We start from the raw sequence: 26,199 nt of genomic DNA on the forward strand, positions 1-26,199 counted from the left end.
GCCAGAGAGCCCGCGTCGGACGCGGGCTTCTTCATGCAATTAAGGCTGCTTAGTCTTCATGAAATTATACACAGTGCCTCGCTCAAGGGATGCCAGACGGACCTCACCGTATCTTTTCCAATGATAGCTGCTGTGAAAATGATCAAAGTGCACGCCACCAAAGGGTATTTCACTCTTCAGCGTAAACCCGGCAGCTTCTATATCGTGGATAACTTCCTTTAACATTTCCTCAAATAAGGACGGCTTATATCCACTGAGATCTTTAAACGCGAGGAATGAAAGAATACCCCCCTGCTTCAAGCATTGAGCTGCAGTTTCGAGCATTTCACTCCTTGGCGAATGGTGAATGACGTCGTACATCAGCAGGAAGTCAATCTGGTTTTGTACGGTATCTGGTAAGCCTTGATGATTTGTATTCATCAGTTCAACATTCTCTATACCCGCTTCGTCTAAACGTTTCTCGGCATGCTTAATGATCTTCTTCAATTTTTCTATAGCGATTACGCTTCCATTTGTTCCCGCGGCAATCGCTGCCGGTATCGTATAGTGCCCATACCCGCATCCAATATCCATAACGGTCATTCCTGGCTCAAGCCCACATTGACTTAAGAGCTTAACGGCTTCTGTCCTTTCCCACTTGCAAACTTCATCGTAAGCGTTCAGAGCATGCTCATCCTTGTTATTGATCACTGCATCCCGCCTTCCTTTTTACAGATATATAGATGTTTATTTGATTATAGATAATTCAAGCTCCCGTCCTACTTCCAATTATGACATATCTCAAAATCATACTCCATGATGGCAATACCAGTAAGATAGTGGAAAACTCTATGGAAGTGATACGGTGAAAAGGAGAGTCTGGCAGAAATGAGTTCTATGGAAAGCTGCTCGCACATGTTATAAGTGATGTATGTACACCGCTGCATGAGCGATGTACTCCAAGGCTTATACTGTTGTTCCTCTTAAGCCTTTTCTTCGTCAACAGTGACAACCGCATTCTCCGTATAGCTAATCCAGTCACTCCAGCTTCCCGCATACAGCCGCACCTTCTTGAATCCGGCCTTTTCCAGCGCCAGCACATTCGGACAGGCGGTTACACCGGAGCCGCAATAGACGATGATCTCACGGTCCTTGTCCAATCCGGCAAAATGCTCCTGCAGTTCTTCGGCGCTCTTGTAGCTGCCGTCAGCGTTCTGGGTGTTTTTCCAGAAGTAATTAAGTGCGCCGGGGATATGGCCTGCTATTTTGTCCAAGGTCTCATTTTGTCCGTGGTAGCGGTCATTGGCGCGCGAGTCGATCAGGACAGGCAGGGCGGAGTGGGGAGCCGGGGAGTCACCGTCCACCGTGTCAGCCTTAGCCGTAACTGTCTTTTCTAACACCTTCCGGACCACGTTAACATCAGCCAGCATCTGCGGCTGCACATTTGCAGTGAAGGTACTCGGTACCCGTACAGGCTGGTGATCCGTCACCGGATATTTCTCCGCTTTCCAGGTACTGAAGCTGTCCTCCAGAATAAAGGCCTGCTCATGTCCAAGGTAGCGCAGCAGCCACCAGAGACGGGCCGCGTTCATGCCGCTTTCATCATCATAGGCAACAATGCGTGTATCATTGCTGATTCCCAGCTTTGAGAGGCGTGCTGCTAACACTTGCGGGTCGGGCAGCGGATGGCGTCCGCCGTGCTCTGTGACCGGGCTGGACAAGTCCAGCTCAAGGTCTAGATAGACCGCTCCCGGGATATGCTCCTGCTCATAGCTTTCCCGCCCGGCCTGCGGCTTGCCCAGTGTGAACCGGCAATCCACGATCGTCTGCTCCGGGTCATACAATCTGGCCAGCAGCCAGCGTTTGGATATAGTTGCGTCCATTATAAATCCCATCCTTTGCACTGTGATATGTATGGCATTATTATAGCGGATAAAATACAGAGACGCATACCTGTCCTTAAACGATTATTAAGGTGTCCCTTCGTATTAGAATACATTGTTTACTCCGTTAGCTTGCCATACTTTTTCTTCCAGTGCTCCAGCCACTCCGGATAACTCATTTCTTTTATTTCTGTCAGGGTTTTTCCTTCTATTGAATACGCTCCACCCACCATGACGAAATTCTTTATTTTGCTTAACGGACCCGAAGTTCCGCCTATGACCTTGCTGTTAACAAGCATGACGGCCGCAGAAATTCTGTAATTGTCCGGACTGTACTGCTGTTCCAAGGGGTGATCCTTTACAAGAAATTGATAGGTGATAATCTCTTTTCCAAAATAGGCGTCAGGTTCCTGCTTCTGAACCCCCCAGAGCTGCATATAATCCAGATTCTCAAGCATTTCCTGCTTCAGTGTATATTTGGCGGCCTCACCTTCATGGGTTACAATCGTATAACCGAGAGCTTGAATATAAGCGGCGGCAGTTTGTTCGTCAGTCTTGTGTTCCATGTTATTGCTTTTAATGCTGTATCCCATCATCGTTATCAGCACAAGGCCGAGAAGGAATGACCATTTTCTGTATGTCATTGCTATCAGTCCAATCTCATCGCAATGTAGTATTTCAAAAAAAGCAACTCTCCAATTTTAGAGGTTAGATAATAATATCATGTGGAGAAACAGGTGAAATAAGCAAAATAAAGCTCTTACCTTAAAAAGTATGGATGTCAGCCCTATTTGGCGAAGCGGTTTGACACATACGGGTGACAACTTTAGTATTACTTTTGAAATAGATTATCGAAATTTATGAGAGAGAGGCTTTTGTCCTGTGGAAACTATAGTAAGCAAGGTCTGGCCGGAGTGGCGCGGAGCCCTGGAGAAGCGCAGCGGTGGCTGGAATAATACAACCTATATTGTGAACGGAAGCGGCCGGAAGGGCGTTCTGCGCATATATGATACACACCGTGACAGGGGGAAAATCGAATTCGAGCATGCTGTGCTGCTGGAGCTGAGTAAGCTGTCATTACCGTTTGGCACACCGCTGCCGGTCCGGACGGTGGATGGAGCCACACTGGTGCAGCTTGAGGAGCGGGGCGGTAAATACGCCTGCCTGTTCCGTTATATGGAGGGGGATTCGCCGGCTGAGCAGGATAGCGGTTACTATGAATCTTTTGGCGCGGCAGCTGGTCAGCTGTCAACTGTATTAGCCGGAATTGATCCGGTTCTGCAGCCGGTTTACCGTCCATATTATGAGCTGCGTCAGGCCTATCCGCTTTGTACAGAGGAGACGGTACGGGAGTTATGCTACAACCCTCCAGAGGCGCTGGGAGAACTGAAGGCGGAGCTAAACCGTCTGTATCAGGCCTATGTCAATATTGCAGACTCGCTAAAAGAACTGGAAACGCTGCCGCATCAGCTGGTCCACGGTGATCTCAACGCCTCTAATCTGCTGGTAGATACGGAGGATCACAGTCGGGTAGCGGCGCTGCTGGATTTTGAATTCTGTACATATGATCTGCGCGCGATGGACGCTGCGGTAATCCTGTCGGGTCTGCTGGGACTTCCGGAAGAGCAGCGGATTGTCCGTGAATTCTGCCTGGGCTTCAGCCGCAGCGTGACGCTAACTGATGAAGAGCTGACAGCCATTCCAGTCCTGATGCTGCTGCGCAAGGTGGATGTATTTCTGCATTTTGCTTCCCGTTATCTGGAAGGAACGGATGGGGCGGAGGTATTGCAGGAGCAGACGAGAATGCTGGCTGCTGATCTGATTCAGCTGTCTGCGGGCACGGCGGGTATCCTGGATATTTTGCGGGAGGAGCAGGAACGGGCTGGAAGCACGGAGTAAATTAGACGGGATAGCTGTATTTTGTGCAACTAAAAGCAGGCGAAATCAACCCCGGCTGCAAATAGCTGCACTTGGTACAGCTAAAACTGCCCCAAATCGCTAAATCCGGCTTTTAGCAGACTTTTAAGTGTACAGAGTGCAGCTAAAGGCGTAATCCACCGGAAATCCGTGGTTTTAATTGTACGGAGTACACTTATATCCAACAAGCACCGTTCTCATCAAAACAGCTGCAGCATTAATCCCTGAAAAAAGCTTCTTCAGGCGCATTAATGCTGCAGCTGTCTATATTTATGCTAGTTTAAGCCCCGGCACGCTCACCGTCTATGCCTCCGCATGCTCACTAACTAACCCTCACAATCATCTCAGCCGCTGTTTACAGCCTGCTTGCTTCTTAATATCTCCTTATAGATTTCAATCGCAAGCGCCCGTGAGCGCTTTAGATCGACAATTGCCTCCGGGCGGGGCAGGTGAATCTCTTTGTCAGACAGCTTGGACAGCTCCGGTATCCAGGTGCGGATGTAGGTGCCGTCCGGATCATGAGTCTGCGACTGCGTGACCGGGTTCATTACCCTGAAATAAGGGGAGGCATCATATCCCAGCGAGGAGCTCCACAGCCAGCCGCCGCGGTTCAGCACATTATCATAATCCTTCAGCTTCAGCCGGAAATAGCGTTCCCCGTAGATGAACGGGCAGCCCAGGTTTTTGGTCAGGAACATGGCGGTAATCATCCGCAGGCGGTTCGGCATCCAGCCGGTCTCATTCAGCTGGCGCATAGCCGCGTCGATGATGGGTATGCCGGTAGTGCCGCTTGACCAGGCTGCAAAGTGGTCTGTGCTGAGCAGCGACAGGTCATATACCTTTTCATAGCTGAAAAAATCTGGGTCCAGCCGGGCCTGATACAGATAGAAATCCCTCCAGGCCAGCTGCCTGAGCCAGTCCTCACCGCTCCTGCCGTCCTCAGTCAGCCGGCTATAGACGGTCCGCACCGAAACAGCTCCGGTATTCAGATGCCTGCTTACCATGCTTGTCCCCTGGAGGGCGTATTTGTCACGTGTCTGTGTATACTGCTGCAGCCCGTCCTCAAAAAAATCATCCAGTATAAGGTCAGGGCTTATGCTGCGGGCTGAGAGGGTCAGCAAATCAAGCTGCCGGACAATCTCTACGGGTAAACTGAATTCCCGGGCAGTCTCCTCGTCTATTGCGGCTGTATCCAGCTGCTGCAGGGAAGCTGTGTAAGGAGGGCGGAAACGTTCGGCGAGAAAGCTTCGCCAGCGTCTGTAAAAGGGAGTAAACACCTTAAACGGCTCATTCCGGCCGCTCCACTCCATGAAATCATTCAGGTCACATAGCATGCTGTCCTGACAGGAGAGCAGCCGGATACCAAGACGCTCTGCAGTCTCACTGAGCAGAGTGTCTCTTTTTAGCGCATAGGGGGTGTAGTCGGTATGTGTCAGCACGAGCTCTACCGGATGGACCTGCGCCAGCCTGGTAACGATAGCATCAGGCTGGCCATACAGAATATGTAGCAGCTTGCCTTCCCGCGCATATTCTTCCTTTAATCTGGCTACATGGGTAAGGAAGTTGATTCCGCTGTGTTCAAGATGCCGTCCGTTGCGCAGTAAAAAAGGCTCAAGGATCAGCACGTGCAGCGAACGGTCCCCGGCAGCCTGAATAAGATCAAAGGCCGGGAGATCACAGGTACGCAGATCCTTGCGGTGAATGAATAGAATCATAGAGGCAGCTTCCTTTCCAATACTAAGGAGATGAACATTATTATATGAACAAGGTTTATTATCTATTAAACCACGATCTCAAGAATGAACAAGAGGCAGATCAGCGCAACTTCTGCGCGATCTGCCCCAGCTTGTGGATCTGTTTAAATTAACCGGTAGCCGGAGGGCAGGTCACCAGTTCTGCGGATATCACGGATCTGCTGCAGAGTCAGCCGCTGATTGGTCGAGATGAGCGATTCCACGTCATTGCCGCGGATGTAATCATCCAGGTCACGGATGTTGCGGTTGCCGCGGATGACAAGGAAGCTGCCTCTGAATCTTGTTCTGCTGAACAGAACTAGTGTGGCGTTGCTGCTGGTGGAGAAGAAACGCAGGCTCTCGATACCGTCAAGAATATTGTCCGTATTGCGGATGCCAAGATTGCCTGTGTAAGTTCTTCTGCGGCCCAGATAGTTCTCTTCCTCATAGACTCTCAGCCGGGGATAGGTTTGGGAAATATGAACGTTTGGCTTCATTGTCATTCCTCCTAAGGTTATCGTCTGTTGATGCAATTCTATTCTATGTACCGCCGGCTTATTGGTGTGGTTGATAGACTACAGGGCGGCCAATTAGGTGAAATGGCGGAGAGGAGCAGAAGCCAAGTCTGCTCAGACTTCATTTGCAGGCTTTACTTCGCTGATGATCTAGTGTACTATGTAACTAACACACCGACACATTAATCAGCAAAAGGGATCTTTAAGCGATAGAGGGAGGATATTATGGAGCGGATAGATGCTAATCAGGAGCAGGCAGCGGCAACATGCGGCGTACCGGTTCTGCTGATGAACAAGGTTACAAAGATGATCAAAGGGAAGGCGATTGTGAATCAGCTGTCTTTTGAGATCGGACGGGGGGAGATTGTCGGGCTGCTCGGACCCAACGGTGCCGGCAAAACAACAACGATCCGCATGATGACCGGATTAATCAAAATGACGGAAGGAGATGTGCTGGTCCACGGACACAGCATCCGTAATGATTTTAAACAGGCCATTGCCCATATTGGAGCCATTATCGAGAACCCGGAATTTTATGCCCATATGACCGGGCTAGATAATCTGCTGCAATATGTGCGGATGAGTGACGGTATCTCTGAATCGCGGATTAATGAGGTGGTGGAGCTGGTGGGGCTCCAGGAAGCGATGAACAAGAAGGTAAAGGCTTATTCACTGGGCATGCGTCAGCGGCTGGGCATTGCCCAGGCACTGCTGCATTCACCGAAGCTGCTTATTCTGGATGAGCCGACCAACGGCCTCGATCCGGCAGGCATCCGTGAGATGCGCGATTATATGCGGAAGATTGCTGAAGTAGAGGGGATTTCGATTCTGATCTCTAGCCATATGCTGGGCGAAATTGAGCAGATTTGCCACCGTGCGGTTGTGATTCAGAACGGCACGCTTGTAAGAGCTACCCGGCTGGGAGCAGAGGCACATACTGAAGGTGAAGTGGCGCTTACTATGCGGGTCGATAACATTGCGGCCGCACAGGCCGTAATACAGGCAGAAGCTGGAGTGCAGCTTACAGGTACGGATGAACTACACTCCGAGCTGAATGTCAGGCTGTATGACCATAAGGTGCCGGAGCTGGTTGCTGCGCTTGGTGCAGCCAAGGTCGGCATATACCGCATAACAGAGCATAAGCAAAGTCTCGAGGAAGATTTCCTGAACTGGACGGGAGGAAACCGCATTGCGTAAATTTAATCTGCTGGTACTCAACGAATGGCTGAAAATGTTCAAAAAGCGTTCCTTTTTCATCCCCTATCTGATCATTGCGCTGTTCCCGGCGGTAATCGCATATATTAGCCATTCTTTTTCGGCAGACGCGTTCCCCTCTGCTGCAGCGTTCATCAAAGAGATGCTGCTGCCAACCGGAATGGGCCAGGTCATTGCCATACTCGCAATCATTGGAACAGCGGGGATCGTCAGCAAGGAGCATAGCCAGGGTACAGTGAAGTTTCTGCTGATCCGCGCCCGCAGCCGCACAGCCATTTTGGCCTCCAAATATGTAACGGTTCTGCTGTACGCCCTCAGTCTGACAGCTGTCACTGCGGCTGCAATTGTCATCTCAGGTATGCTGTGGTTTCAAGCAGGCGGCGGGGATACGGGTATAGCTGGAATTCTGCAGTCATTGCTGTACGGCTACGTATATACAATGGTGTATGTAACCTTTGTCTTTATGGTTGGAGTACTGACCAATTCCACAGGTGTTACCATCGGCCTCTCGATGTTCGCGGTCATGATGGACAAAGTTGTGATTTACCGCGATTTCTATAAATATTTTCTGTTCCCGAATCTTGATTTGTCTGTCTATGGAAGCGGACAGCAGCCGCCGCTGCCCGGCATGACGCTTGGCTTCTCTGTTCTCATGCTGGCGGTCTACATGGCAGTCTTTCTGCTGGCAGGCTTTATGGTGTTCAGACGAAGGGACGTTGCTTGATGACGATTGAATTTGACAATAACCAGCCGATATATCTGCAGATCATGAACTACCTCAAAGGCGAGATCATCACAGGCAAGCTGAAGCCCGGCGACAAAATCCCCTCTGTGCGTGAGCTTGCCGCTGAACTGCAGATTAATCCGAACACGGTGCAAAGAACCTTTCAGGAACTGGAGCGTGAAGAGATTGTGGAGACACGGCGGGGCATGGGCAGATATGTAACCGGGAGGGAAGAGACGATTATGAAGATTAAACGGGAGATGGCCCAGGACATTCTTGACCGGTTCGTCCGCGGCATGCAGGAGCTAGGCTTCCAGAGTGAAGAGATTGTAAAGGCCGTGGCTGACAATATTGCTGCAAAAGAAAGCAGGGGGATGTAAGGTGGACAGCATACTGCAGATACAACAGGTATCCAAAAATTACGGCTCTAAGCAGGCGCTGAATCAGGTATCCTTTGAGCTCGGTGCAGGTAAAATCGTCGGACTGCTCGGCAGCAACGGCAGCGGAAAAAGCACACTGATGAAGCTGATTGCCGGACTTGCCCGGCCGGGCGCAGGCAGCATTTCCGTGCTCGGGCTTCCGGTTGGCGAAGAAACCAAAGGTTTAGTCTCCTTCATGCCGGACCGGCCGCTGACAGAGAAATGGATGAAGGTAGGCGATGCACTGAGGTTCATGGCGGATTTCTACCCGGACTTTGACCAGGCTAAAGCACGCCGGATGCTGGACTTCATGAAGCTCAATGAAAAGGATCGGGTAACCTCCCTGTCCAAAGGCATGAATGAGCGCCTGCAGCTGACCCTTGCCCTTTCCCGCAAAGCCAGACTGTATATGCTGGATGAACCGATCGGCGGCGTTGACCCGGTAGCCAGGACCCGAATCCTTAATGCTCTGATGGAGTTTTATGAGGAAGACAGCACGATTCTGATTTCGACCCACCTGGTGTCAGATATTGAGCGGATTTTTGATGAGGTGATTTTTATAAAAAAGGGAGAAATGGTCTTGCACAGTGAGGTTGAGGAGCTGCGTATGCAGCGCGGCAAAAGCATAGATGAGCTGTTTAAAGAGGTGTATGCGGAATGCTGAAGCTGATTCGTTATGATTTCCGGCGCAGCCGTGACCGGATCTTGGCGGCACTCGTAATTATGGTGCTGTTTCATATCGGGGTCTGGTTATCTTCGGATTCTTCGGTTAATGACACTGTATCCGCACACCTGGTTGCCTATTTCTCCATCGGTGTAGTCTTTCTGTTCTTCACAGCGTTCAGCTATAACCGTAATCTCAAATCCTATCAGCGGCAGCTGCTACCGGTAAAAGCCCTGTACACGGTGCTTTCTCCGCTATTGCTGTATTGGCTGCTGCTTGTCTGCCTGCTGATCATCGGGCTGATGCATCTCGGCCTGTATATCCTGTTTTATTCAGCTGATTTACTGCCGGCGAATTTCTGGTCTGTATCGGCGCGCAGTGCACTGCAATGCACCTGGTCAGCCGGATTCGTTCTGCTTATGATCATGTTTGCCAGTACAGTGGCCAGAAGTATTCCGTTTAGAAAAAAGATATGGGTTACCCTTGTCATCTTGTTTGGTCTGCAAAGTGCGGTAGGTTATCTCGAGGAGCGGCTGTTCAGCAATTATTTTATTGGCATAGATAATGCTTTCCGTTTTGAAATTGTAAAAGCTTCGGATATTCCGGGCGGGCTTGAAATGCTTTATGCAGGTTCCAGCCTGTGGCCCCTTGTCTTTGAAGCCGGTATTGCAGTGCTGCTAATCTATGTGATGACCAAGCTTATTCAGAAAAAAACAGAGATTTAATGATAACAGGAACGGAAAAGAGAGCAGGGCTGATAACAGCTCTGCTCTCTTATCTGCATACTAACCTTACAGAGCCTTAAGCCTGTTCGTCCACAGCTCCAGCTCACGTGCCAGCTGCTCATCCTCAGCCTCGCTTAGCTCAAGCCGGACGCCATATTGAAACTGCCCGATGCCGAACATCCAGCCCCAGCGCACACTGCCTTCAAACTGCAGATTCTCGTCAGCCAGCCGGAAATGAATGATCAGCTTGGTATCGCCGGAAGTGAAGCGGAGGTTCAGCGAAGTGCGTACCTTACAGCCGGAGCGGCTGAGATCCAGCAGCACACCTTCGGTTAATTTGCCGGCGCCCGGACCGGTATTTCCTGCCGGAACCTCAAGCCAGCACTGAATCGGCTGGTTCATCACATATCGGAATGGTTCTTTTCTGCTGGAGTCGTCCATCATTTACCTCCGCCTGTTTTTTTGCTATTATAGCGGAATGGCAGAATGAGAACAATCTACTATAGTGCTATTTTTAAAAGATTCTTTCTAAAGTTTTCTTAACAGAATCAAAAGGGGCGTACGGATCATGTATCAGTATGACAATGAAAGCTTCCTGGAGCATAAATTTGATTATGCTACTTTGCGGGACGGGGAGCTGAACGGCTGTACCTTTGAACGCTGCACGTTCAGGGGGGCATCGATGGAGGAAATGACCTCTAGCGGCTGCAGATTCATTGATTGTGATTTTTCGGGGGCACAGCTGAATGCCTCGCTGCATAAGGGAGCAGCTTTTACAAACTGCAAATTTACGGGAGCCAATCTGTTTGTTGCCCGGTTTGTGGACTGCAAAATGACAGGCTCCGATTTCGCCAATGCTTCCATGGACGGGATAACGCTGGACGGCGGGGACTGGTCCTATACGAACCTGCGGCACGTCAATCTGACACGCCAGGACCTGAGGGGCATCCGGTTCACGGAGGCGGATATGCTGGGCTGTAATCTGCAGAAAAGCGATTTGCGCGGCGCTGACCTGAGCCGGGTGCGGCTGAGCCAGTGCAAGCTTGCGGGAGCGGATCTGCGGGATGCCAAGCTGGAGGGCATTGATCTTAAGAGCCTGGATCTCAAGGGCGTGCGGATCGATGTTGAGCAGGCGGTGCTGCTGGCCCGATCCTTGGGGGCTAAGGTGGATTGAGAAGGCCAAGCGGAATAGGTCAGCAGCCCCGCTCTTGAAGGAGAGAACGGCTGCTTTTTTTGTGATGCATTTTAATCAGGAAAATACATAATAGCACACTTACTGTCACACCGGTTCTATCCGATATATAATTAACGACTCATTTCGACAAGGGGACATGTCTATGTCATTTAACCTGCGGACTTTTTTTTCAGGCGCCTTCGCCGTCATTATTATTCTCCTTACCGCCCTGCTTATCTGGATCGCCGGCAGTCAAGCTACCAGGTCTGTAGAGCGCAGTATTGGCGGCTCGCTGGCCGTGGAAGCCTATCAGATGGCTGAGAAGCTGGATCATTTCATGTGGTCGCGCTCCGGTGAGGTACAGGTGCTAAGCAAGCTTAATGCTTTTCAGGAGCCGTATGACAAGACAGAAATCAGCGGCCTGCTGAATCAGCTGAAGAGCAGCCTGCCCGTATTCACATGGGTGGGCTTCCTGGATACTGAGGGCAATGTACTGTCATCGACAGACAATATTCTGGCCGGCCAGAATATCAGCCAGAGACCTGTCTTTCAGGAAGGAATCAAGGGCCTGTTCCTGGGGGATGTCCACGATGCTGTACTGCTGTCCAAGCTGCTGCCTAATCCCGGCGGTGAGGAGCTGCAGTTTGTTGATATCAGTGTTCCTGTCTATAACAAGCAGAATCAAACGACGGGTGTACTGGCTGCGCATCTCAGCTGGGAATGGTCCCGTGAAGTCGAGGAGTCAATCGTTGCTCCGCTTAAGGAGCGGCTGGAGGAGGTCGAGGTGCTGGTAGTCAGCCGCAAGGATGACACCGTGCTTCTGGGCCCGGACAGTCTGATCGGGACAAGGCTGTCTGATCCGGCGCTGCAAAAAGCACGGGAGGGCGAAAGCTCCTGGATAGTAGAACGGACCGGGGACAGTGAGGATTACCTTACAGGATATGCCTATGGTGACGGATACCTTAATTATCCCGGTCTTGGCTGGACGGTCATTATCCGGCAGCCGGCGGAAATTGCCTTCGCTTCGGTTCATCAATTTGAACGGTTCATTATTCTATGCGGTCTGGCGGCAGCAGTGGTCTTCGGAATTATCGGCTGGCTCCTGGCCGGCTGGATCTCCCGGCCGCTGAATGACATCTCCCGTACAGCGGATTTGCTCAGCTCCGGCGCCAGCGTGGAGATTCCAACCTCGGCCAGAATTAAGGATGTGGCGGTGCTCGCCGCATCCCTGCAAAATCTGGTTGATAACCTGACCAAAACGGAGAGTAAGCTCAGCTATATGTCTGATAAGGCCATGCATGATTCCCTGACCGGGCTGCCTAACCGCACAGCCCTCAATGAATTCATGGCCCATGCGGTCAGCAAGGCTAAGCAGAACCAGACTACGCTCAGCATCCTCTATCTTGATCTGGACGGCTTTAAGAAGGTGAATGATACCTTCGGGCATGCCACAGGCGATGTTCTTCTCCAGCAGGTTGCGGGGAGGCTGCTGGAATCTACCCGTGACCATGAGATTGTAGCCCGGCTCGGCGGGGATGAATTCGTTGTCGTTCTGCACACTTCGGCAGGCAAGCCGATGCAGGAGGCTGAGGTCGTGGCTACACGCATCATCAAGAAGCTTAATCAGCCGTTTCTGATTGGAGGCGAAAGCCTTCATGTCGGCTGCAGCGTGGGGGCAGCCGTGTGGTCGCCGGATGCCGGTGAGCCTGACGATACGATGCGTCTGGCCGATGAAGCGCTCTATATCTCCAAGCGCAGCGGGAAAAACCGGATTACCTTTGAGGCAGCGAGCTAACCTGCTGCGTCTCCAGTAAAAATAGCTCTTTTGGCCTGCAGCGTTCTAATTGCGCTGCGGCTCAAAAGAGCTTTTTTATATGTGCAAAAGGTATGTATGGCATTTAGCGCAGCCTTTTACGCGGGTTGGACCACCATTTAATCCATAGATTCTCCTCATCGTCATGGAAGAATTTGATTCCAATCCATTTCAGAGGTGTCCATACCTCTTTAAAATAATAGGAAGGCATAGTCTGTTAGACCCCCTTTAGTAGTTAAATTTTACTATAAACTACATACTACGCCGGAAATCACTTTTTAACAAGACTTGTCAAAAAAATTTAGAATATAATACTAAACCTTAAGAAATAAACATTAATTTCAATATATTACGCTTGCTGAGCGTTAGGGATAAGCACAAGCTTTTTTTGCAGCGTGCGCATTTAATATAAGGAAAGGATGTGAGAGCATGACGAGTGCCGAGTTTATCGCAAGAATTGTTCCTTATGCGGTAGCAGATATGCAGCGCAGCCATATTGCCGCTTCGCTGACCATAGCCCAGGCAGCTCTGGAATCCGGCTGGGGCAACAGCGGGTTAACAGAAAAGGCCAATAACCTGTTCGGGATTAAAGGCAGCGGGCCGGCCGGAAGCGTTGCTGTCCGGACGACGGAATACCTGAACGGTAAGCCGGTGCAGGTTACCGCAGCTTTCCGCGCTTATAACAACTGGGGGGAGTCGGTAGCAGACCATTCTGCGCTAATCGCCGGCGGCGTCTCCTGGAACCGCAATCTATACAGCAGGGTGATCGGCGTGGACGGGCGGGCAGCTGCCCGGGAAATAGCTGCTGCGGGTTATGCCACTGACCCGAACTATTCAGCTAAGCTGATTCACATAATGGATACCTACAATCTGTACCAATATGATGAAATCAAGGAGGATGATGAGATGTCGGCTGAAGACAGACAGAAGCTTGCCAGCCTGGAGGCAGAACTTAAGGATCTGCGTGTATTACTTGCCGCACTTACAGTAAGCCGGGATACACTCAAGACCGGTGTGCAGGAGCAGGGCCAGGCCATCAAAAATGCCGCTGACCGGCTAACCGCTATTGAAGGACGGGCAGTGATGAATGTCCCGGCCTGGGCAGAGCCGGCGGTCAATGCGGCTGTTGCTGCAGGTCTGCTTGATACACCGACAGGCGGAAGCTATGACTTCTACCGTCTGCTGACCGTGCTTAACAGGGCCGGGCTGCTGGTGACCGGGAGGTGAATATGATGGTAAACGAGGCACTTAGCAATGTACTCGCTTTCGCCTCTGTGCTCGCTGTGTTTGTTATGGCGCTTGTTCAGCTGGTAAAGAACAGCATCAATCTTCCTAAGCAGGCTATCCCGGCAGTCGGCCTGGTAATTGGTCTTCTTGTAGGCGCAGTCTCCTACCCGTTCACGGACATGACGCTTGTTCTCCGGCTATGGGCCGGGGGGCTGGCCGGATTGTCGGCTACCGGGCTGTTTGAGCTGGCATTTAACAGGCGGGACGGGATGACAAAGGACAAATAAAGGAACGGTACTGCGGGCGGCACCGGGAAGTAAGTTTATGCATTTGCCTGCCGGAAATATGACCATACCATTGCAGCCTGACGCTAATATGATGGAATATACCCGAGTTAAAGGAGGTGCTCAATATGGGAACATATCTTGATGCCAGAACATCCCAGAACGCCAGTACAGCGAACTCTATCGCCATTCCGATCCTGCTCATCAATACACCGCAGCTGTTCGGTCAGATCGGCCTGCTGTCTGAGGGGGTTACGACGAATCCCCGTGTACTGCTGAAAGGAACGATCTCCGTTCAGCTTCCGCTGGCTCTTGTTGGAATAACTATCAGAATCGTCAGAGGGACTCTGTCCACCGATCCGGTTGTTTACTCTGCCACTTCTACCTTCAGTCTGAGTCTGCTGGCTCCGCAGGTTATCACTTTTTCAGCTGCTGACTTTAATCCTCCGGTGACACCGCAGCTGACTTATACCGCATTCGTTTCTTCCAACCTGCTTGGTACAGTACGCGTAGGGCCGGAGAGCTTTGACGGAATACTGGTTTCTGACTAACTGCTGGCTGCGCATCCTGCCATGCTTATCCGGTATGGCGGGATGTATACAGGCTGGTTCCCAAAAAAAGTCCGTTCTGCCCAATCTGTCATGAGCCTCGTTACATACTCTATCCTGTAGTCATCATTTTGAAGGAGGTTATCTCAATGGGTGCAGATTGCGGATACGGCGGTAATGTTGGCGGCGCTAATGTAGGTCCTGTAGGTCCCTGGACATCTACTGGTGCGATTCTGGTTCTTTATATCCTGCTTGTTATTATCTTGAGTGCCTGCTTCATCTAATGGGGGTCCCTGAGGCATGTTCCCGCTAAAGCGGGAGCATGCTTTTTTTTGTTGCGGCGGGCAGGTGAAGTTAGGGTATACTGGAGGAAAATGGCTGGAGGATGTGCTGCGTCTGACCAAGGAGCTTTAACTTATAAACAATTTTTTAAATCAAGCGAACGATAATTGGCAGTTAAACGTATTACAAGAATAAATCCAAAGCAGGGAGAGGTTATTTATGAGAAAAAAAGCTGTGCTGATTTCAGTCTGCGGTCTGCTGTTGCTTGGGGCAGGAGGAGTAGCGCCGCCAGCATATGGAGCTATTAATCCGGCAGGCATTGCACTTAATAATGAGCCGTTCAGTCTTTCGGAGGGTATGGACACCTTCATGCGGGGTTCAGAGATCATGGTTCCGGTTCGTCCCCTGGGTGAAGCTTTCGGCTATGCAGTCAAGTACATAAAGGCGCAAAACAGTCTGGAGCTGAAAGGCAATAATCATACTTATCTGATAAAGCTTGCTGAGACAACAGTATATGTGGATGGTGAGGCTGCACAGGATATTTCCGTTCAGCCGGAACTGAAAAACAACCGTATCTATGTTCCGGTATCCTTTTTCAGAGTGTTAGGGCTGGTTACGTCCTATAATGTGGGTTCCGCTCAGGCTGCTGTTGCTACTCCGGACAAGTATGCTGAGCAGGTTGCAGGAATGCTTGGCGGAGGCAAATATATGGAGCTGTGGCAGCAGACCTTCAGCAAGGAAGTCCAGCTGGCGCTTCCGGTATTCAAGCTGCAGTCAGTTTGGGAGATGCTCACAGGGAGTTACGGCTCTTTTGTCAGGCTGGATTCTGTTAAAGCAGCACAGGAAGGCGAATTTACCGTAATTCAGGCACCGCTTGTGTTTGCAGAAGCTCGGCTGACCATGAGCCTGAAGGTGGACAGCTCCGGACGTCTCGCCGGTATCCTGTTCGGACCTGCATCAACAGCGGTTGAGCTTGAGCTTCCTGCCGGACTCATTGAGGAGGAGACTATAGTTGGCGCCGGAACAGCTTATCCGCTGGAAGGTGTATTGACTTTACCGGAGCATTCATCAGGGCCGCTGCCTTCAGTGGTGCTGGTGCACGGCTCCGGCTCTACTGACCGGGATGAAACAGCCCTTGGCTACAAGGCCTTCCGTGATCTTGCCTGGGGACTTGCCCGCCAGGGGATAGCGGTACTCCGTTATGACAAACGGACATTTACCTATGGACAACAGTATGCCGGTGACAAGGCGGCCAGCCTGACCGTGAAAGAAGAAACCGTAGAAGATGCTGTACTGGCGGCCGATCTGCTCAGATTGGACGGACGCTTGAATCCGGATCAGGTATACATTGCCGGACATAGCCTGGGCGGGATGCTGGCCCCGCGGATCGATGCTGAGGGCGGCGATTTTGCCGGACTGATTCTGCTGGCAGGCTCGCCGCGCAAGCTTTGGGAGATCGTCTATGACCAGAACATGGCGTTGATCCATTCAATGAGTGAAAGTGATCCGCTTAAAGCCCAGTCTGCTGCACTTATTGATGCTGAGGCTCAAAAGGCCAAGGCGCTGGCATCCATGACCGCAGCGCAGGCCAAGCAGGCACCTCCGGTGTTTGGAATGCCGGCCGGTTATCTGCTGGAAATGCAGCAGCAGGATACAGCCGGGCTTGCCAGCAAGCTGACCAAGCCGGTGCTCGTGCTCCAGGGGGCAGATGATTTTCAGGTATATGCGGATAAGGACTATCAGCTGTGGAAAGAGGTGCTCGGTAATAATCCGTCGGCTGAGTTCAAGCTGTATCCGGGTCTGAATCATTTCTTTGTGAATTATGACGGGGCAGGTGCCGGAACAACGGATGAATATAAGGTGCCGGGGGTTGTGGATGAGCAGGTCATTTCGGATATTGGCGGGTGGATCAATAAGCAGAAATAGTTACAGCTTTTAGAAAAAAAATTACAAATTCATCTATACGGATATAGGACTAAAGTTATATTATAGAGTTAAAATTCTTACTAATTGATTTTCAGGCCGGGCGGTGTATGTGTTGTTGTGGGAAGTTGCAGGCTTCATGTTTTTTTCAGCGGTTGAAGGGTTAGCTTTGTATTACTTAATCATGTGTTTATTCCGGTTTAAATGGAAAGGGCATATCTGGCCGGCGATGTTTGTCATCCTGCTCAATAATCTTCAAAGCTATCTGGTGCGCAATGAGCTGAACATGGATAATATTTCACCGCTGATTACCATTATTGTGTTTATTTTATTTTTTGCTGCTGTTGTACGGATGCCGGTTATTCTGTCCGTTATAGCGACGGTTTCCGGGTATGTTATTTTTGCGGCGGTTCAGACGGCACTGGTCTTTCTTCTGTTTGGATCTCTTACTGCCGTTAATGAAAGCCTGTCCAATGGGTATCTGCTGCAGACAGCGACCGCCATTGTGGTTGTGGCAGGCTTCTGGCTGCTGTACCGCAAAGGCAAAGGCTTCACGTTTGATCTGGATAAGCTCAGGCTTAAGCTGGAGGATGTTGTTCTTACTGCATTAATCATTGCTTTTTTGCTGGCGATCTCGGTTGTTCTTTTCTATAATAATCTTCTGTTTAATATTGTGTTCTTCATCTTGATGTCAGCCTTCCTGCTGTACTACTCCACCAAAAAGGAGCAAGAGGATGCTTGAACGAACGGCAGGATGGCTTGCGGCCCGAATCAAACATATTGTCCCTGATCATCCGGCATCGTATGCTGTTCTTAAGTTTGCTCTGGCAGTACTCTTGAATATTGCAGGTGTAATCAGCTTTACGCTGCTGCTTTCACTGGCTACCGGACGTACGGGAGAAGCCGTACTGATCCTGATCAGCTTTGCGCTGCTGCGGCAGGTTTCCGGCGGTGTGCATTTGAAGTCAGGTATGGCCTGTGTGGCCTTTACATCAGCATTATTTACTGGTTTATCCTATGTGCAATCCGGGCAGCTCTGCGTCCAGTTCATGAACGTGCTGAGCCTGCTGCTTGTCCTGCTGCTTGCACCTATAGGAATTGACCGGCAGACCAGAATCCCGAGACGGCACTGGCCAAAACTCAAATTCATCGCCGCTGCGCTGGTATCGTTTAATTTCATCATTGCGTCTCCGGTTATTGCCGCCGCTTTTGCGGCCCAGTCCATCAGCCTAATCCTTGCCTGGAGAAAGGGGAGCACGAAGCATGAGAACATTTCAGCGCAGAGCCGTCTATAAGCTGGCTTCAGTCCTGTTTGCCGTTGCTGCTTTTATAGCAGAGGCTGTGCCGAGCGTACTTTACATCCACCAGCCGGAGATTCCGGAAGAATTACTGAAATAGTATTGGAGCTGGTTTTATTGAGCAGTATGTCTGTAACCCGTGATGCCAAGGGGAATTCGGGCCTGTCCGCCCTTGAAATCACGGAGATCACCTACATGGAGTTTGAACGCAGCCTGTACAGAATTGTTGTCCACACAAAGGATGATGTGTTTTATACGGTCGGAACCTTGAAATACTGGGTGACCACCCTGAAGAGCTCCGGCTACAACTTTGTTCTTGCAGACCGCAACACTCTGATCAATGTCAAAAATATCATTCAGCTGGACAAAACCTTCCACGTCGCCTACTTCGGCGAAAACCGCAAGGGCATAGAGCAGAAGTGCTTCCTGTCCGAAAAGGGCTACAAGGAGGTCGTCAAAGACGTCAAACTTTCGCAGCCGAATATAACTTTTATTGAGCTGCCGCTTTGGTAGTTCTTTTTTTATGCCGGGGAATGCTCAGCTGGTGTATGTATTCTTGACCCGTTTCGACAGGAAAAAATATGGCAGCCATACAATTGCGTAGATGGTCGATTGTAAAACACCTTCATAGACGTTCGTGCCTTCAAACACCTCATCGGCAAAGCCACCGGTTATGTGCAGGACTAATGCAAGGTCGATGTAAGTGAATACGGCGGAAATTATAATAATAGCTACAGCAAGCTGTTTGAACTGCTTTCTGCGTTTGATGCACATGAATGCCATGACCATTAATAAAATGATAATTAACACTTCTATAATTGTTTCAAAATATAAGGTAGGCATCCATAGAGCGCTGTAGTATTCATTAGAAGGATCAGCGAGACTGCGGAAGTCTGCCATTGTGAGCGTTACATAGGTGTCGTAACAGTTCAGGATATGCAGTACGAATTGGCTGGCCATTCCCAGTGCAAATAAAATTAGCCAGCCGCCGAAGCCGTACGGTCTTTTTTTCTGAGGATATGTATAAGGAGCTGATTCGGCTGCCGCTGCAGCCTCTCTATGTCCCGACTGCCCATACTCTGCCCTGTCGGAGCGGAGCTGTCTGCGGACCTTATCAAAGGAGCGGCCCACCAGGCCGAAGCAAAAGGCAAAGATTACTCCATTCAACAACATGCCCATGAACCCGAAATCATACCGGATCAGAGCCAAATAATAAAAAACAAAGCTGAAAAACAAACCTGTAATAGAAAACACGCCTGCCACTATATTCACCCACATCAGGTCTGCATCGGATGCAGTATTTGCTGGTAGTCTGCAGATTTAAGATTACATTACAGGTGGATGTTATGAAATAACATAAATCTCATATTTAGCTAAAGGTTGTATGAAGGAGTATGTACACAAAAAATCGGAGCCCTATTTCTAGGGCTCCTTTCATGGGAGAGGAGAAACCGGACGAAGAGCTTATGGGGAAACGTAAGCCTGCTCCGCGGTTGTCTACGACATTTTGTGATGTCGATAATTACATGATGTCCGGAAATGAATGGTTCTATACACAGATGCTGAAACATTTTGGGCTTCGCTCAAAACTGACATAGATAGACAACCTTTTTATTTACCCTGATAATTGTGGTACTATAGGCTTGGACTTATGCCCTATAAGGCATAACAAACAGAGACATAGAGCAGGTGAATCGGTGAGAGTTGTATCGGGAAGTGCCAAGGGGAGACCCTTGAAGAGTGTTCCGGGTAACGGGACGCGTCCAACGACCGACAAGGTGAAGGAAGCGCTGTTCAGCATGATCGGCCCTTATTTTGACGGCGGGATTGCGCTGGATTTGTTCGCTGGGACCGGCGGTCTGGGGATTGAAGCGCTGAGCAGAGGGATGGAGCAGGCCGTGTTTGTGGACATGGAGCAGAAAAGCATCGACACGGTCCGTGCAAATCTGAAGGCTGCCAGGCTGGAGGATAAGGCGGAGGTGTACCGCAACGATGCAGGAAGAGCGCTTGGTGCGCTCGAGAAACGGGGACGGGCCTTCGATCTTGTGTTCCTGGACCCGCCATACCGGCTGAAGCACGGGGATGAACTGATGCTGACGCTGGCTGGCAAAGGATTACTGAATTCTGATGCGGTGATTGTACTGGAGCATGAGTCAAGCTACGCCTATCCCGAGGAGATTCCGGGGTTCTTCCGGACACGGCAGGCTATATACGGGGAGACGGCAATCTCCATTTATCAGTATGAAACTGCTTCAGAGGAAGCCGGCGTGAGCAGCGAGGAGGATAACGATGAGTCTGCAAATTAGAAAAGAACGTGTCGCCATCTATCCGGGGAGCTTTGATCCGGTCACGATGGGGCATATCGATATTATCCGGCGCGCTGCGAAACAGTTCGACCGACTGATTGTTACCGTGCTCAATAATCTCAGCAAAAAGCCGATGTTCACCGTAGAAGAGCGCACTGAGCTGCTGCGGCAGGCAACGGCGGATCTTCCGAACGTGGAGATAGACAGCTTCCGTGATCTTCTGGTGAATTATCTGCGCCAAAAAAACGCCCAGGTCATTGTGCGCGGAATACGCACGGTAACCGACTTCGAGTATGAGCTGCAGACCGCCTCAATCAATCACAGCCTCGACCCTGAGGTGGAAACCATCTTCATGATGACCAATCCTAAATATTCGTACCTCAGTTCGAGTGTAGTGAAGGAGCTGGCGCATTTTGGCGGGAATGTTTCAGAATTCGTTACCCCGGAGGTTGAACAGGCGATGAAGCTTAAATTCAGCCAGCTGGACGCCTGAGCCAGGTAAGGATCGCGGTTAATCCGGATAACAGAACAAGCAGCAGCATGACTACGGCTTGCAGGCTCAGCAGCTGCGGCACCATATTCCACGCTGCCGGCAGAACGGCCGCACCCTCCGGGCCAGCCGGCTCTGTGCTGCTGATTGCCGGCAGGACAGCTGCAGCAGCATGCCGCAGCGGCTGCCACATTATAAAGGTCAGGCCAAAGGCGTATAACCCGTGCAGCAGTCTTCCGGCAGCATACGGCAGAAACCGGGCTCTGGCCTGTTTCAGCGCGGTCAGCGCCTGAAGCTGCCCGCAGATTCCGCTCCAGCCGAGCAGTGCAGACAGCAGTGCAAGGCTGGTTATACCCGCTGCGTCAAAAGCGAACGGCTCTGTAACCTCGGAGGCCACCGCATTGGCACCCAGATGGACCTCAAGTATGCCGGCTGTCAAGACCGGCGGCAGCTGCGGAAGCCGGGCAGAAATAATGCTGATGACAACAGAGAACATAATCATATATCCGCCGATAACCATCAGGCTCTGTACTGCGTTGGACACGGATTCGCCGAGGAGTCTGCCGAAGCTGCGGCCGTCCTGTTCGCGGGCTGCCGTGACGGCCCGCCGGACCCGTGCCGGCAGCGAAGCCGGTGTAACAGGAAGAGGCTTTACAGCGCCGTCAGGCTTCCCGCCTCTGGCCGAGAACAGCGCTGACGTGAGGCCGGCGGCCAGTCCGGACAGCCAATGAATGGCAAGCAGGATGTATCCGGCAGCCGGGCTGTGCAGAAAGGCGGCCCCGACAACTATAATTACTGTTACGGGGCTTGCAAAATGGGCCAGCGAGGCAAGCCTGCCGGCGTCCTTGTCCGGAATGCCGCCCTGCTTATGAAGCTGCTGCACGCCGCCGGCACCTGCCGGGAACCCGGCGGCCATGCCGAGGGCGAGCGTCCAGCCCGCCGCTCCGGGCAGCCGGAACACCCTGGTCATCAGCGGACCCAGCAGTACACCGAAGCCGTGCACGAAGCCCGAGGCGGTCAGCATTTCTGAGAGGATCAGGAAGGGCAAAAGCGCCGGGAAAACCAGCGTCCACCAGAGCTTGAGACCCTGCAGCGAAGCTGCAAATGAGGATTCTGGTGCAGCTATGATGGCAGCCGCCAGCAGAATGGCGGCTGCTCCGGACAGAAAAGGTGCGGAAGCTGATGTTATTCTCCGTATTTTTACGTTATTCATTTTAGGCATCACCTCTTCATAGGTTAAGACAAGGCTTGCGGGCTGTTATCAATTTATGCACAGCAGACAACCATCATGCCACAGCAGGAGCTGGCGCAGCAGTGAGCACGCCGCCTGTATCCGTTACAGAGCCCCAGGAAAGAAGGGAATCGCATTGAGGCAACAGAAACGCCGGGTAGGAATCCGGTCATTCGCCTACCTGTTTACTTTTGTGGTGATACTTTACGTTACCGTTTTTATGAATACACCTTATATTGTGTACCAGCCGGGGAGAGCCTCTGAGGTTGCGCCGATGATCAGGGTGGAGAATGCCGACAAGGATGAAAAGGGCACGTTCATGATGACGACCGTGTCAGCCAGCTATGCGAATGTGGCCCTGCTGATCGCCTCCGTCTTCAATGCCAACAGTGAGGTTGTGCTGAAGGAAGCGCGGCTTGGTGACAAAACAGAGCAGGAATATGCGGCGGAGCAGGTCTATTATATGAACAGCTCGCAGTCGTTCGCAGTTCAGGCTGCGTATCATGCGGCAGATATTCCTTATAAGGATGTTGTGGATTATTTGTACGTATTCTCCGTCCCTGATACAAGTAATGCCGGACAGTTCCAGCCCGGGGACCGGATCATCACGGTGGAAGGCCAGCATATTCCTGATCCGCAGGCCTTGTCGGCACTGCTGTCCTCCAGGAAGATTGGAGACCGGGTAGAGGCTGTTCTGCAGCGCGGCGGCAAGGAAATTACAGAGCAGGTGAAGTTAGTTGAGGTAAAGGATGCAGATAATGGAGGCGTTAAGCCCGGCTTCGGCGTTGTAATCGGAGCGGTCCAGAAGATTGAGCCCCAAATCCCCGGTAAAGGAGTCAGCTTCACTGACACGGATGTCGGCGGACCGTCAGCAGGGCTGATGTTTACGATGGAAATCTATAATCAGCTGACTCCTGGCGATCTGACCGCAGGCCACCGGATAGCCGGTACGGGGACTATTACTGCTGAAGGAACGGTTGGAGCCATCGGCGGGGTTAAGCATAAGATTGTCGCTGCGGACCGCGAGGGGGCAGAGGTGTTTTTTGTGCCTGTCAAAAACTATGGAGAAGCCAAAGCAAAGGCAGACCAGATAGGCACCGCCATGAAGCTGGTGCCTGTATCTACACTGGACGAGGCGCTGGATTATATGGAGAAGCTGGCGGCTACAGCATCACCGGCGGCATAAGATAATCCGCGTACAGCTCGCTGCGCTGGGGATTTGCGAATGCACCGGCGTAAGCGGCCGCTGCCCGGAGATCACGCTCAAGGCCGGGATGGCTGAGCTGTGCCGGGGAGATTACCACGGGCCATGCGGCAGTCTGCTTCATTGTTTTGAGCAGCCTGCGTCCGCTCTCGCGGAAGCCGAGCACCCGGATGTACCCGGGGCCTTTGGCCAATTCGGCCGGGGACAGCTCTGCCTTGCTGTGGTTCAGTAAGCTGTGTACCAGCAGGCGCTGCAGGCGGGTGTGCGTGTATCGCTTGCTTTTTAGCGCCTCCAGGAGTCCGCCTGCGGTGAACTGGTCCAGCTGCGGTAACACTTTGAGCAGCCGGTTCTCCAGCCCTTCATTCATATCCTGGAGCATCCGCAGCTCCTCTGCGGTCCGGGTGATGAGGACGTGGCGCAGCTGGCTGCGGAAGTCCTCCAGGCTTACCGGACCCCTGCCTGCCGCATGCTCCCGCTCCAGAATGGATATGCTATATTCCGGCATGTATGCCGCCGGAGAGCCGCCCTCCAGCAGCAGCCGGCGGATCGCCGTGGCGCTGGCAATGGACGACCCGCGCTGCAGCGGGTCGTGGAACCCCGCGCCGGTGCGCGGCGCGGTGAGGGGCCTGATCGCGCTGCCGAGCCGGCGCAGCGCGATCAGGTAGTGCAGGCCGAGGCTGTTGTTGGGCTGCCGCAGCAGCGCCTCGGCCTGGGACGGACTCCCGTGCCCGCCGGGAGTCCCGGACCAGACGGCCGCCGCAGCCGCGCTGAAGGCGGCCGGGAAGCTCGCTCCGAGCGCCAGGCGGCGGCGGAGCTCCTCCTGCAGCTCGCTGCTCTCATCGGCCAGGAACTCCGCCAGCCCGAGCAGCATGCTTAAACTGCCTGCTTCGGAGCCGAAGCACAGGCTGTCGACGGCTCCGGTCGCCTCCAGCAGTGAAACCGCTCCGAAGGCGAACCATTCCGCCGGCTGCAGGGCATAGCCGACCGGCAGCTCAAGCACGAGGTCGGCGCCCATATGCAGCGCCATCTCCGTACGGGCCTGCTTGCTCACCGCCGCTGGCTCGCCGCGCTGGGTGAACGGCCCGCTCATCACGACGATGGAGGTGTCCGCACCGGACAGTCTTTTGGCCTCATTAAAATGGTGGACATGGCCGTTATGTAAAGGATTATATTCAGCGATTATGCCGACAGTAGTCACTGCTTATGTCACTCCAAATCGTATTTGATATATTGGGCTAATAGTTATATCATAAGTTGTCCCGGTTATCGAAACAATATAAAGGAAAAATGGTTGACAAACTTCGGTAATTCTAGGTATAATAATTTTTGTTTGTTTGGAGTGATGAATATGAAGATTCACTTTCGCAAATTGGCTAATGCCGACGAGCCTCTGCACCTCCACGAAACACTGGATGTCAGCGAGCTTGTCAAAGGGCGGAAGGATATACTTTCTGTTGCACCGCTTACAGTGGACCTTAAAGCGCTGCCCGCGGGAACCGATAGTGTGAACGTGGTGGGAACATTGGAAGGGAATGTGGACATGTTATGTGCACGTTGCCTCAGCGAGGTTAACAGCAAATTGAACATTCCTTTTGCTGAGACTTTCAAATGGCTTAAGCAGCCGCTTCTTCCAGAAGACGAAGATGAAGAACTCATCTACGCCCAGGACGAGATTGTGGATCTTGTTCCTTACGCGGAAGAAAACTTCGTACTGCACATACCGGATTCGGTATTGTGCAAGGCAGACTGTCTTGGTCTTTGTCAGACATGTGGACAAAATTTGAACGAAGGCACCTGCAGTTGCGACAACACAGTAGTCGATCCCCGGCTTGCTGCGTTGAAAGGATTCTTTACCAAGCAAGATGACTAAGAACAAATCCCGGGTTACACCGGGTCAACAACAAAATCAGGAGGTTGATAATCATGGCAGTACCACAACGCAGAACGTCCAAGACTCGCCGCGACAAACGTCGCACTCACTTCAAATTGGCAGTACCGGGTATGGTGAAATGTGAACAATGCGGAGAGCTGAAACTGGCTCACCACGTATGCAAAGTTTGCGGAACTTACAAAGCTAGAGAAATCATCAAACAATAGTTTGTGATAAGAGATAGCACTTCATCTTAGGGTGGGGTGCTATTTTTTTGTGGGCAGAACTGCGGGTGTTAGAGGTTTAAGGCCAACTGACATTCGTTCTCCGCAAACTATACTAACAGACATTAGCGCCTTTATTTTCACGAAAAGAAGGTGTTTTTCTATCTAACGGACCGTATTGCTCTTATCCCCTCTCTTGAGGCCGTGATTTAGGCAGAACTCAGTAGATAAGGGCGCTGGTGTCCGATAGCTTGCTTTAACAGGTGGGGTAATCCACAATAAGGGCTGCTCGGTCCGTTAGCTGTGCGTGAAATTTCCTGAAAGCAGCAAATCTGCCGGCCTGTGAAAGCGGCATTGACGTAACTTTCATGTCAATGCTTTATTTTTACCGGTAGATGCTTTATACTACATATTAGTACCAGGTTCTAAATGAAATTTTAACCATAGCAGCTATGATGACAGCGGCCTTTCCGTGGCCGGATGCTTTGATCAGATATAAGAATACTACAGGCATATCGCCGGATATCATCCTTATATTTCCGTTGGAGCGC

General features: G+C 51.5%; 33 protein-coding genes. 22 read left to right on the forward strand and 11 right to left on the reverse strand.

What is annotated here, in order from left to right; genetic code table 11:
- Positions 1-39: 39 nt before the first annotated feature.
- The 4 genes from R70723_RS32080 to R70723_RS14080 all read right to left on the reverse strand — a co-directional run bounded on the left by R70723_RS32080 (position 40) and on the right by R70723_RS14080 (position 2,506).
- On the reverse strand, positions 40-690 hold the full coding sequence (locus R70723_RS32080) for a class I SAM-dependent methyltransferase (protein ID WP_052421315.1): 651 nt from the start codon (positions 688-690) through the stop codon (positions 40-42).
- 68 nt (positions 691-758) lie between these two features.
- Entirely contained in the window at positions 759-926 is a 168-nt protein-coding gene (locus tag R70723_RS34395; protein ID WP_144026934.1) for a helix-turn-helix transcriptional regulator, read from the reverse strand.
- 36 nt (positions 927-962) lie between these two features.
- Positions 963-1,862, reverse strand: a complete 900-nt coding sequence (locus R70723_RS14075; RefSeq protein ID WP_039872893.1) for a sulfurtransferase — start codon at positions 1,860-1,862, stop codon at positions 963-965.
- 119 nt (positions 1,863-1,981) lie between these two features.
- On the reverse strand, positions 1,982-2,506 hold the full coding sequence (locus tag R70723_RS14080) for a hypothetical protein (protein ID WP_039872894.1): 525 nt from the start codon (positions 2,504-2,506) through the stop codon (positions 1,982-1,984).
- A gap of 238 nt (positions 2,507-2,744) precedes the next feature.
- Between R70723_RS14080 and R70723_RS14085 the strand changes: the two genes are divergently transcribed.
- Positions 2,745-3,761, forward strand: a complete 1,017-nt coding sequence (locus tag R70723_RS14085; RefSeq protein WP_039872896.1) for a phosphotransferase enzyme family protein — start codon at positions 2,745-2,747, stop codon at positions 3,759-3,761.
- A 362-nt stretch (positions 3,762-4,123) separates the two neighbouring features.
- Here R70723_RS14085 and R70723_RS14090 read toward each other — a convergent pair whose 3' ends face one another.
- Both R70723_RS14090 and R70723_RS14095 read right to left on the reverse strand, forming a co-directional pair.
- Positions 4,124-5,494: a cryptochrome/photolyase family protein gene (locus R70723_RS14090; protein WP_039872897.1), complete on the reverse strand. Its 1,371-nt coding sequence runs from the start codon at positions 5,492-5,494 to the stop codon at positions 4,124-4,126.
- A gap of 143 nt (positions 5,495-5,637) precedes the next feature.
- Positions 5,638-6,009 (reverse strand): hypothetical protein, encoded by a 372-nt coding sequence (locus tag R70723_RS14095; protein WP_039872899.1) that lies wholly within the window; start codon positions 6,007-6,009, stop codon positions 5,638-5,640.
- 243 nt (positions 6,010-6,252) lie between these two features.
- On the opposite strand from R70723_RS14095, the gene R70723_RS14100 reads away from it, so the two are divergent.
- From R70723_RS14100 to R70723_RS14120, 5 genes are read left to right on the forward strand one after another with little or no spacing between them, the layout of a single operon-like run.
- The gene (locus tag R70723_RS14100; RefSeq protein WP_039872900.1) at positions 6,253-7,224 is read left to right on the forward strand and encodes an ABC transporter ATP-binding protein; all 972 of its coding nucleotides are present in this window, start codon (positions 6,253-6,255) and stop codon (positions 7,222-7,224) included.
- Positions 7,217-7,966 carry an ABC transporter permease gene (locus R70723_RS14105; protein ID WP_039872901.1) on the forward strand — a complete coding sequence of 250 codons (750 nt, stop codon included), beginning with the start codon at positions 7,217-7,219 and terminating at the stop codon, positions 7,964-7,966. The genes R70723_RS14100 and R70723_RS14105 overlap by 8 nt, the downstream gene beginning before the upstream one ends.
- Positions 7,966-8,346, forward strand: a complete 381-nt coding sequence (locus R70723_RS14110) for a GntR family transcriptional regulator (RefSeq protein ID WP_039872902.1) — start codon at positions 7,966-7,968, stop codon at positions 8,344-8,346. The genes R70723_RS14105 and R70723_RS14110 overlap by 1 nt, the downstream gene beginning before the upstream one ends.
- 1 nt (position 8,347) lies before the next feature.
- On the forward strand, positions 8,348-9,049 hold the full coding sequence (locus R70723_RS14115) for an ABC transporter ATP-binding protein (protein ID WP_039872904.1): 702 nt from the start codon (positions 8,348-8,350) through the stop codon (positions 9,047-9,049).
- Complete coding sequence (locus R70723_RS14120) at positions 9,043-9,774, forward strand: hypothetical protein (protein ID WP_039872905.1); 732 nt, start codon at positions 9,043-9,045, stop codon at positions 9,772-9,774. Before R70723_RS14115 ends, R70723_RS14120 begins: the two co-directional genes overlap by 7 nt.
- Before the next feature lie 66 nt (positions 9,775-9,840).
- Here the strand turns inward: R70723_RS14120 and R70723_RS14125 are convergent, their stop codons facing one another.
- Positions 9,841-10,218: a PilZ domain-containing protein gene (locus tag R70723_RS14125; protein ID WP_231574886.1), complete on the reverse strand. Its 378-nt coding sequence runs from the start codon at positions 10,216-10,218 to the stop codon at positions 9,841-9,843.
- Positions 10,219-10,342: 124 nt separating this feature from the next.
- Between R70723_RS14125 and R70723_RS14130 the strand changes: the two genes are divergently transcribed.
- Positions 10,343-10,948 carry a pentapeptide repeat-containing protein gene (locus tag R70723_RS14130; protein ID WP_039872908.1) on the forward strand — a complete coding sequence of 202 codons (606 nt, stop codon included), beginning with the start codon at positions 10,343-10,345 and terminating at the stop codon, positions 10,946-10,948.
- Positions 10,949-11,111: 163 nt separating this feature from the next.
- Entirely contained in the window at positions 11,112-12,743 is a 1,632-nt protein-coding gene (locus R70723_RS14135) for a sensor domain-containing diguanylate cyclase (protein WP_039872909.1), read from the forward strand.
- A 103-nt stretch (positions 12,744-12,846) separates the two neighbouring features.
- Here the strand turns inward: R70723_RS14135 and R70723_RS34245 are convergent, their stop codons facing one another.
- Complete coding sequence (locus tag R70723_RS34245; RefSeq protein WP_256704551.1) at positions 12,847-12,972, reverse strand: hypothetical protein; 126 nt, start codon at positions 12,970-12,972, stop codon at positions 12,847-12,849.
- Between the two features lie 218 nt (positions 12,973-13,190).
- Here R70723_RS34245 and R70723_RS14140 point away from each other — a divergent pair, with 218 nt between their 5' ends.
- The 9 genes from R70723_RS14140 to R70723_RS14170 all read left to right on the forward strand — a co-directional run bounded on the left by R70723_RS14140 (position 13,191) and on the right by R70723_RS14170 (position 18,836).
- Positions 13,191-13,988, forward strand: coding sequence for a glycoside hydrolase family 73 protein (locus R70723_RS14140; protein WP_039872910.1), 798 nt, complete (start codon positions 13,191-13,193; stop codon positions 13,986-13,988).
- A gap of 5 nt (positions 13,989-13,993) precedes the next feature.
- Positions 13,994-14,275, forward strand: a complete 282-nt coding sequence (locus R70723_RS14145; protein ID WP_039878758.1) for a holin — start codon at positions 13,994-13,996, stop codon at positions 14,273-14,275.
- A gap of 125 nt (positions 14,276-14,400) precedes the next feature.
- Positions 14,401-14,823 (forward strand): hypothetical protein, encoded by a 423-nt coding sequence (locus R70723_RS14150; protein WP_039872912.1) that lies wholly within the window; start codon positions 14,401-14,403, stop codon positions 14,821-14,823.
- 146 nt (positions 14,824-14,969) lie between these two features.
- The gene (locus R70723_RS33750) at positions 14,970-15,104 is read left to right on the forward strand and encodes a sporulation protein YjcZ (RefSeq protein ID WP_197071804.1); all 135 of its coding nucleotides are present in this window, start codon (positions 14,970-14,972) and stop codon (positions 15,102-15,104) included.
- A gap of 217 nt (positions 15,105-15,321) precedes the next feature.
- Complete coding sequence (locus R70723_RS32930) at positions 15,322-17,028, forward strand: alpha/beta fold hydrolase (protein WP_081957379.1); 1,707 nt, start codon at positions 15,322-15,324, stop codon at positions 17,026-17,028.
- Positions 17,029-17,194: 166 nt separating this feature from the next.
- A complete protein-coding gene (locus tag R70723_RS14160; protein ID WP_156123814.1) occupies positions 17,195-17,767 on the forward strand; it encodes a hypothetical protein in 573 nt (190 codons plus the stop codon).
- Positions 17,760-18,320, forward strand: coding sequence for an accessory gene regulator B family protein (locus R70723_RS14165; protein ID WP_039872915.1), 561 nt, complete (start codon positions 17,760-17,762; stop codon positions 18,318-18,320). Before R70723_RS14160 ends, R70723_RS14165 begins: the two co-directional genes overlap by 8 nt.
- Complete coding sequence (locus tag R70723_RS32935) at positions 18,289-18,423, forward strand: cyclic lactone autoinducer peptide (RefSeq protein WP_081957381.1); 135 nt, start codon at positions 18,289-18,291, stop codon at positions 18,421-18,423. Before R70723_RS14165 ends, R70723_RS32935 begins: the two co-directional genes overlap by 32 nt.
- A 26-nt stretch (positions 18,424-18,449) precedes the next feature.
- On the forward strand, positions 18,450-18,836 hold the full coding sequence (locus R70723_RS14170) for a LytTR family transcriptional regulator DNA-binding domain-containing protein (protein WP_231574919.1): 387 nt from the start codon (positions 18,450-18,452) through the stop codon (positions 18,834-18,836).
- A gap of 24 nt (positions 18,837-18,860) precedes the next feature.
- Here R70723_RS14170 and R70723_RS14175 read toward each other — a convergent pair whose 3' ends face one another.
- Entirely contained in the window at positions 18,861-19,586 is a 726-nt protein-coding gene (locus tag R70723_RS14175) for a DUF2569 domain-containing protein (RefSeq protein WP_039872919.1), read from the reverse strand.
- 395 nt (positions 19,587-19,981) lie between these two features.
- On the opposite strand from R70723_RS14175, the gene rsmD reads away from it, so the two are divergent.
- Entirely contained in the window at positions 19,982-20,629 is a 648-nt protein-coding gene (gene rsmD / locus R70723_RS14180; RefSeq protein WP_076418276.1) for a 16S rRNA (guanine(966)-N(2))-methyltransferase RsmD, read from the forward strand.
- Positions 20,613-21,122, forward strand: a complete 510-nt coding sequence (coaD, locus tag R70723_RS14185) for a pantetheine-phosphate adenylyltransferase (RefSeq protein ID WP_039872921.1) — start codon at positions 20,613-20,615, stop codon at positions 21,120-21,122. The genes rsmD and coaD overlap by 17 nt, the downstream gene beginning before the upstream one ends.
- Here the strand turns inward: coaD and R70723_RS14190 are convergent.
- Positions 21,103-22,332, reverse strand: coding sequence for a nucleoside recognition domain-containing protein (locus R70723_RS14190; RefSeq protein WP_047171125.1), 1,230 nt, complete (start codon positions 22,330-22,332; stop codon positions 21,103-21,105). The genes coaD and R70723_RS14190 overlap by 20 nt on opposite strands.
- A gap of 154 nt (positions 22,333-22,486) precedes the next feature.
- Between R70723_RS14190 and R70723_RS14195 the strand changes: the two genes are divergently transcribed.
- On the forward strand, positions 22,487-23,536 hold the full coding sequence (locus R70723_RS14195; RefSeq protein ID WP_039872922.1) for a SepM family pheromone-processing serine protease: 1,050 nt from the start codon (positions 22,487-22,489) through the stop codon (positions 23,534-23,536).
- Here R70723_RS14195 and R70723_RS14200 read toward each other — a convergent pair.
- Positions 23,514-24,752 carry a nucleotidyltransferase gene (locus R70723_RS14200; protein WP_039872924.1) on the reverse strand — a complete coding sequence of 413 codons (1,239 nt, stop codon included), beginning with the start codon at positions 24,750-24,752 and terminating at the stop codon, positions 23,514-23,516. The two genes, R70723_RS14195 and R70723_RS14200, sit on opposite strands and share 23 nt — an antisense overlap.
- A gap of 150 nt (positions 24,753-24,902) precedes the next feature.
- On the opposite strand from R70723_RS14200, the gene R70723_RS14205 reads away from it, so the two are divergent.
- Together R70723_RS14205 and rpmF are read left to right on the forward strand one after the other, a co-directional pair.
- Positions 24,903-25,424 carry a YceD family protein gene (locus R70723_RS14205; RefSeq protein ID WP_039872925.1) on the forward strand — a complete coding sequence of 174 codons (522 nt, stop codon included), beginning with the start codon at positions 24,903-24,905 and terminating at the stop codon, positions 25,422-25,424.
- Between the two features lie 53 nt (positions 25,425-25,477).
- Positions 25,478-25,651, forward strand: a complete 174-nt coding sequence (gene rpmF / locus R70723_RS32945) for a 50S ribosomal protein L32 (protein WP_026263995.1) — start codon at positions 25,478-25,480, stop codon at positions 25,649-25,651.
- Positions 25,652-26,199: the final 548 nt, after the last annotated feature.

The sequence above is a fragment of the Paenibacillus sp. FSL R7-0273 genome (genome assembly GCF_000758625.1).
Taxonomy (GTDB): Bacteria; Bacillota; Bacilli; order Paenibacillales; family Paenibacillaceae; genus Paenibacillus_AQ.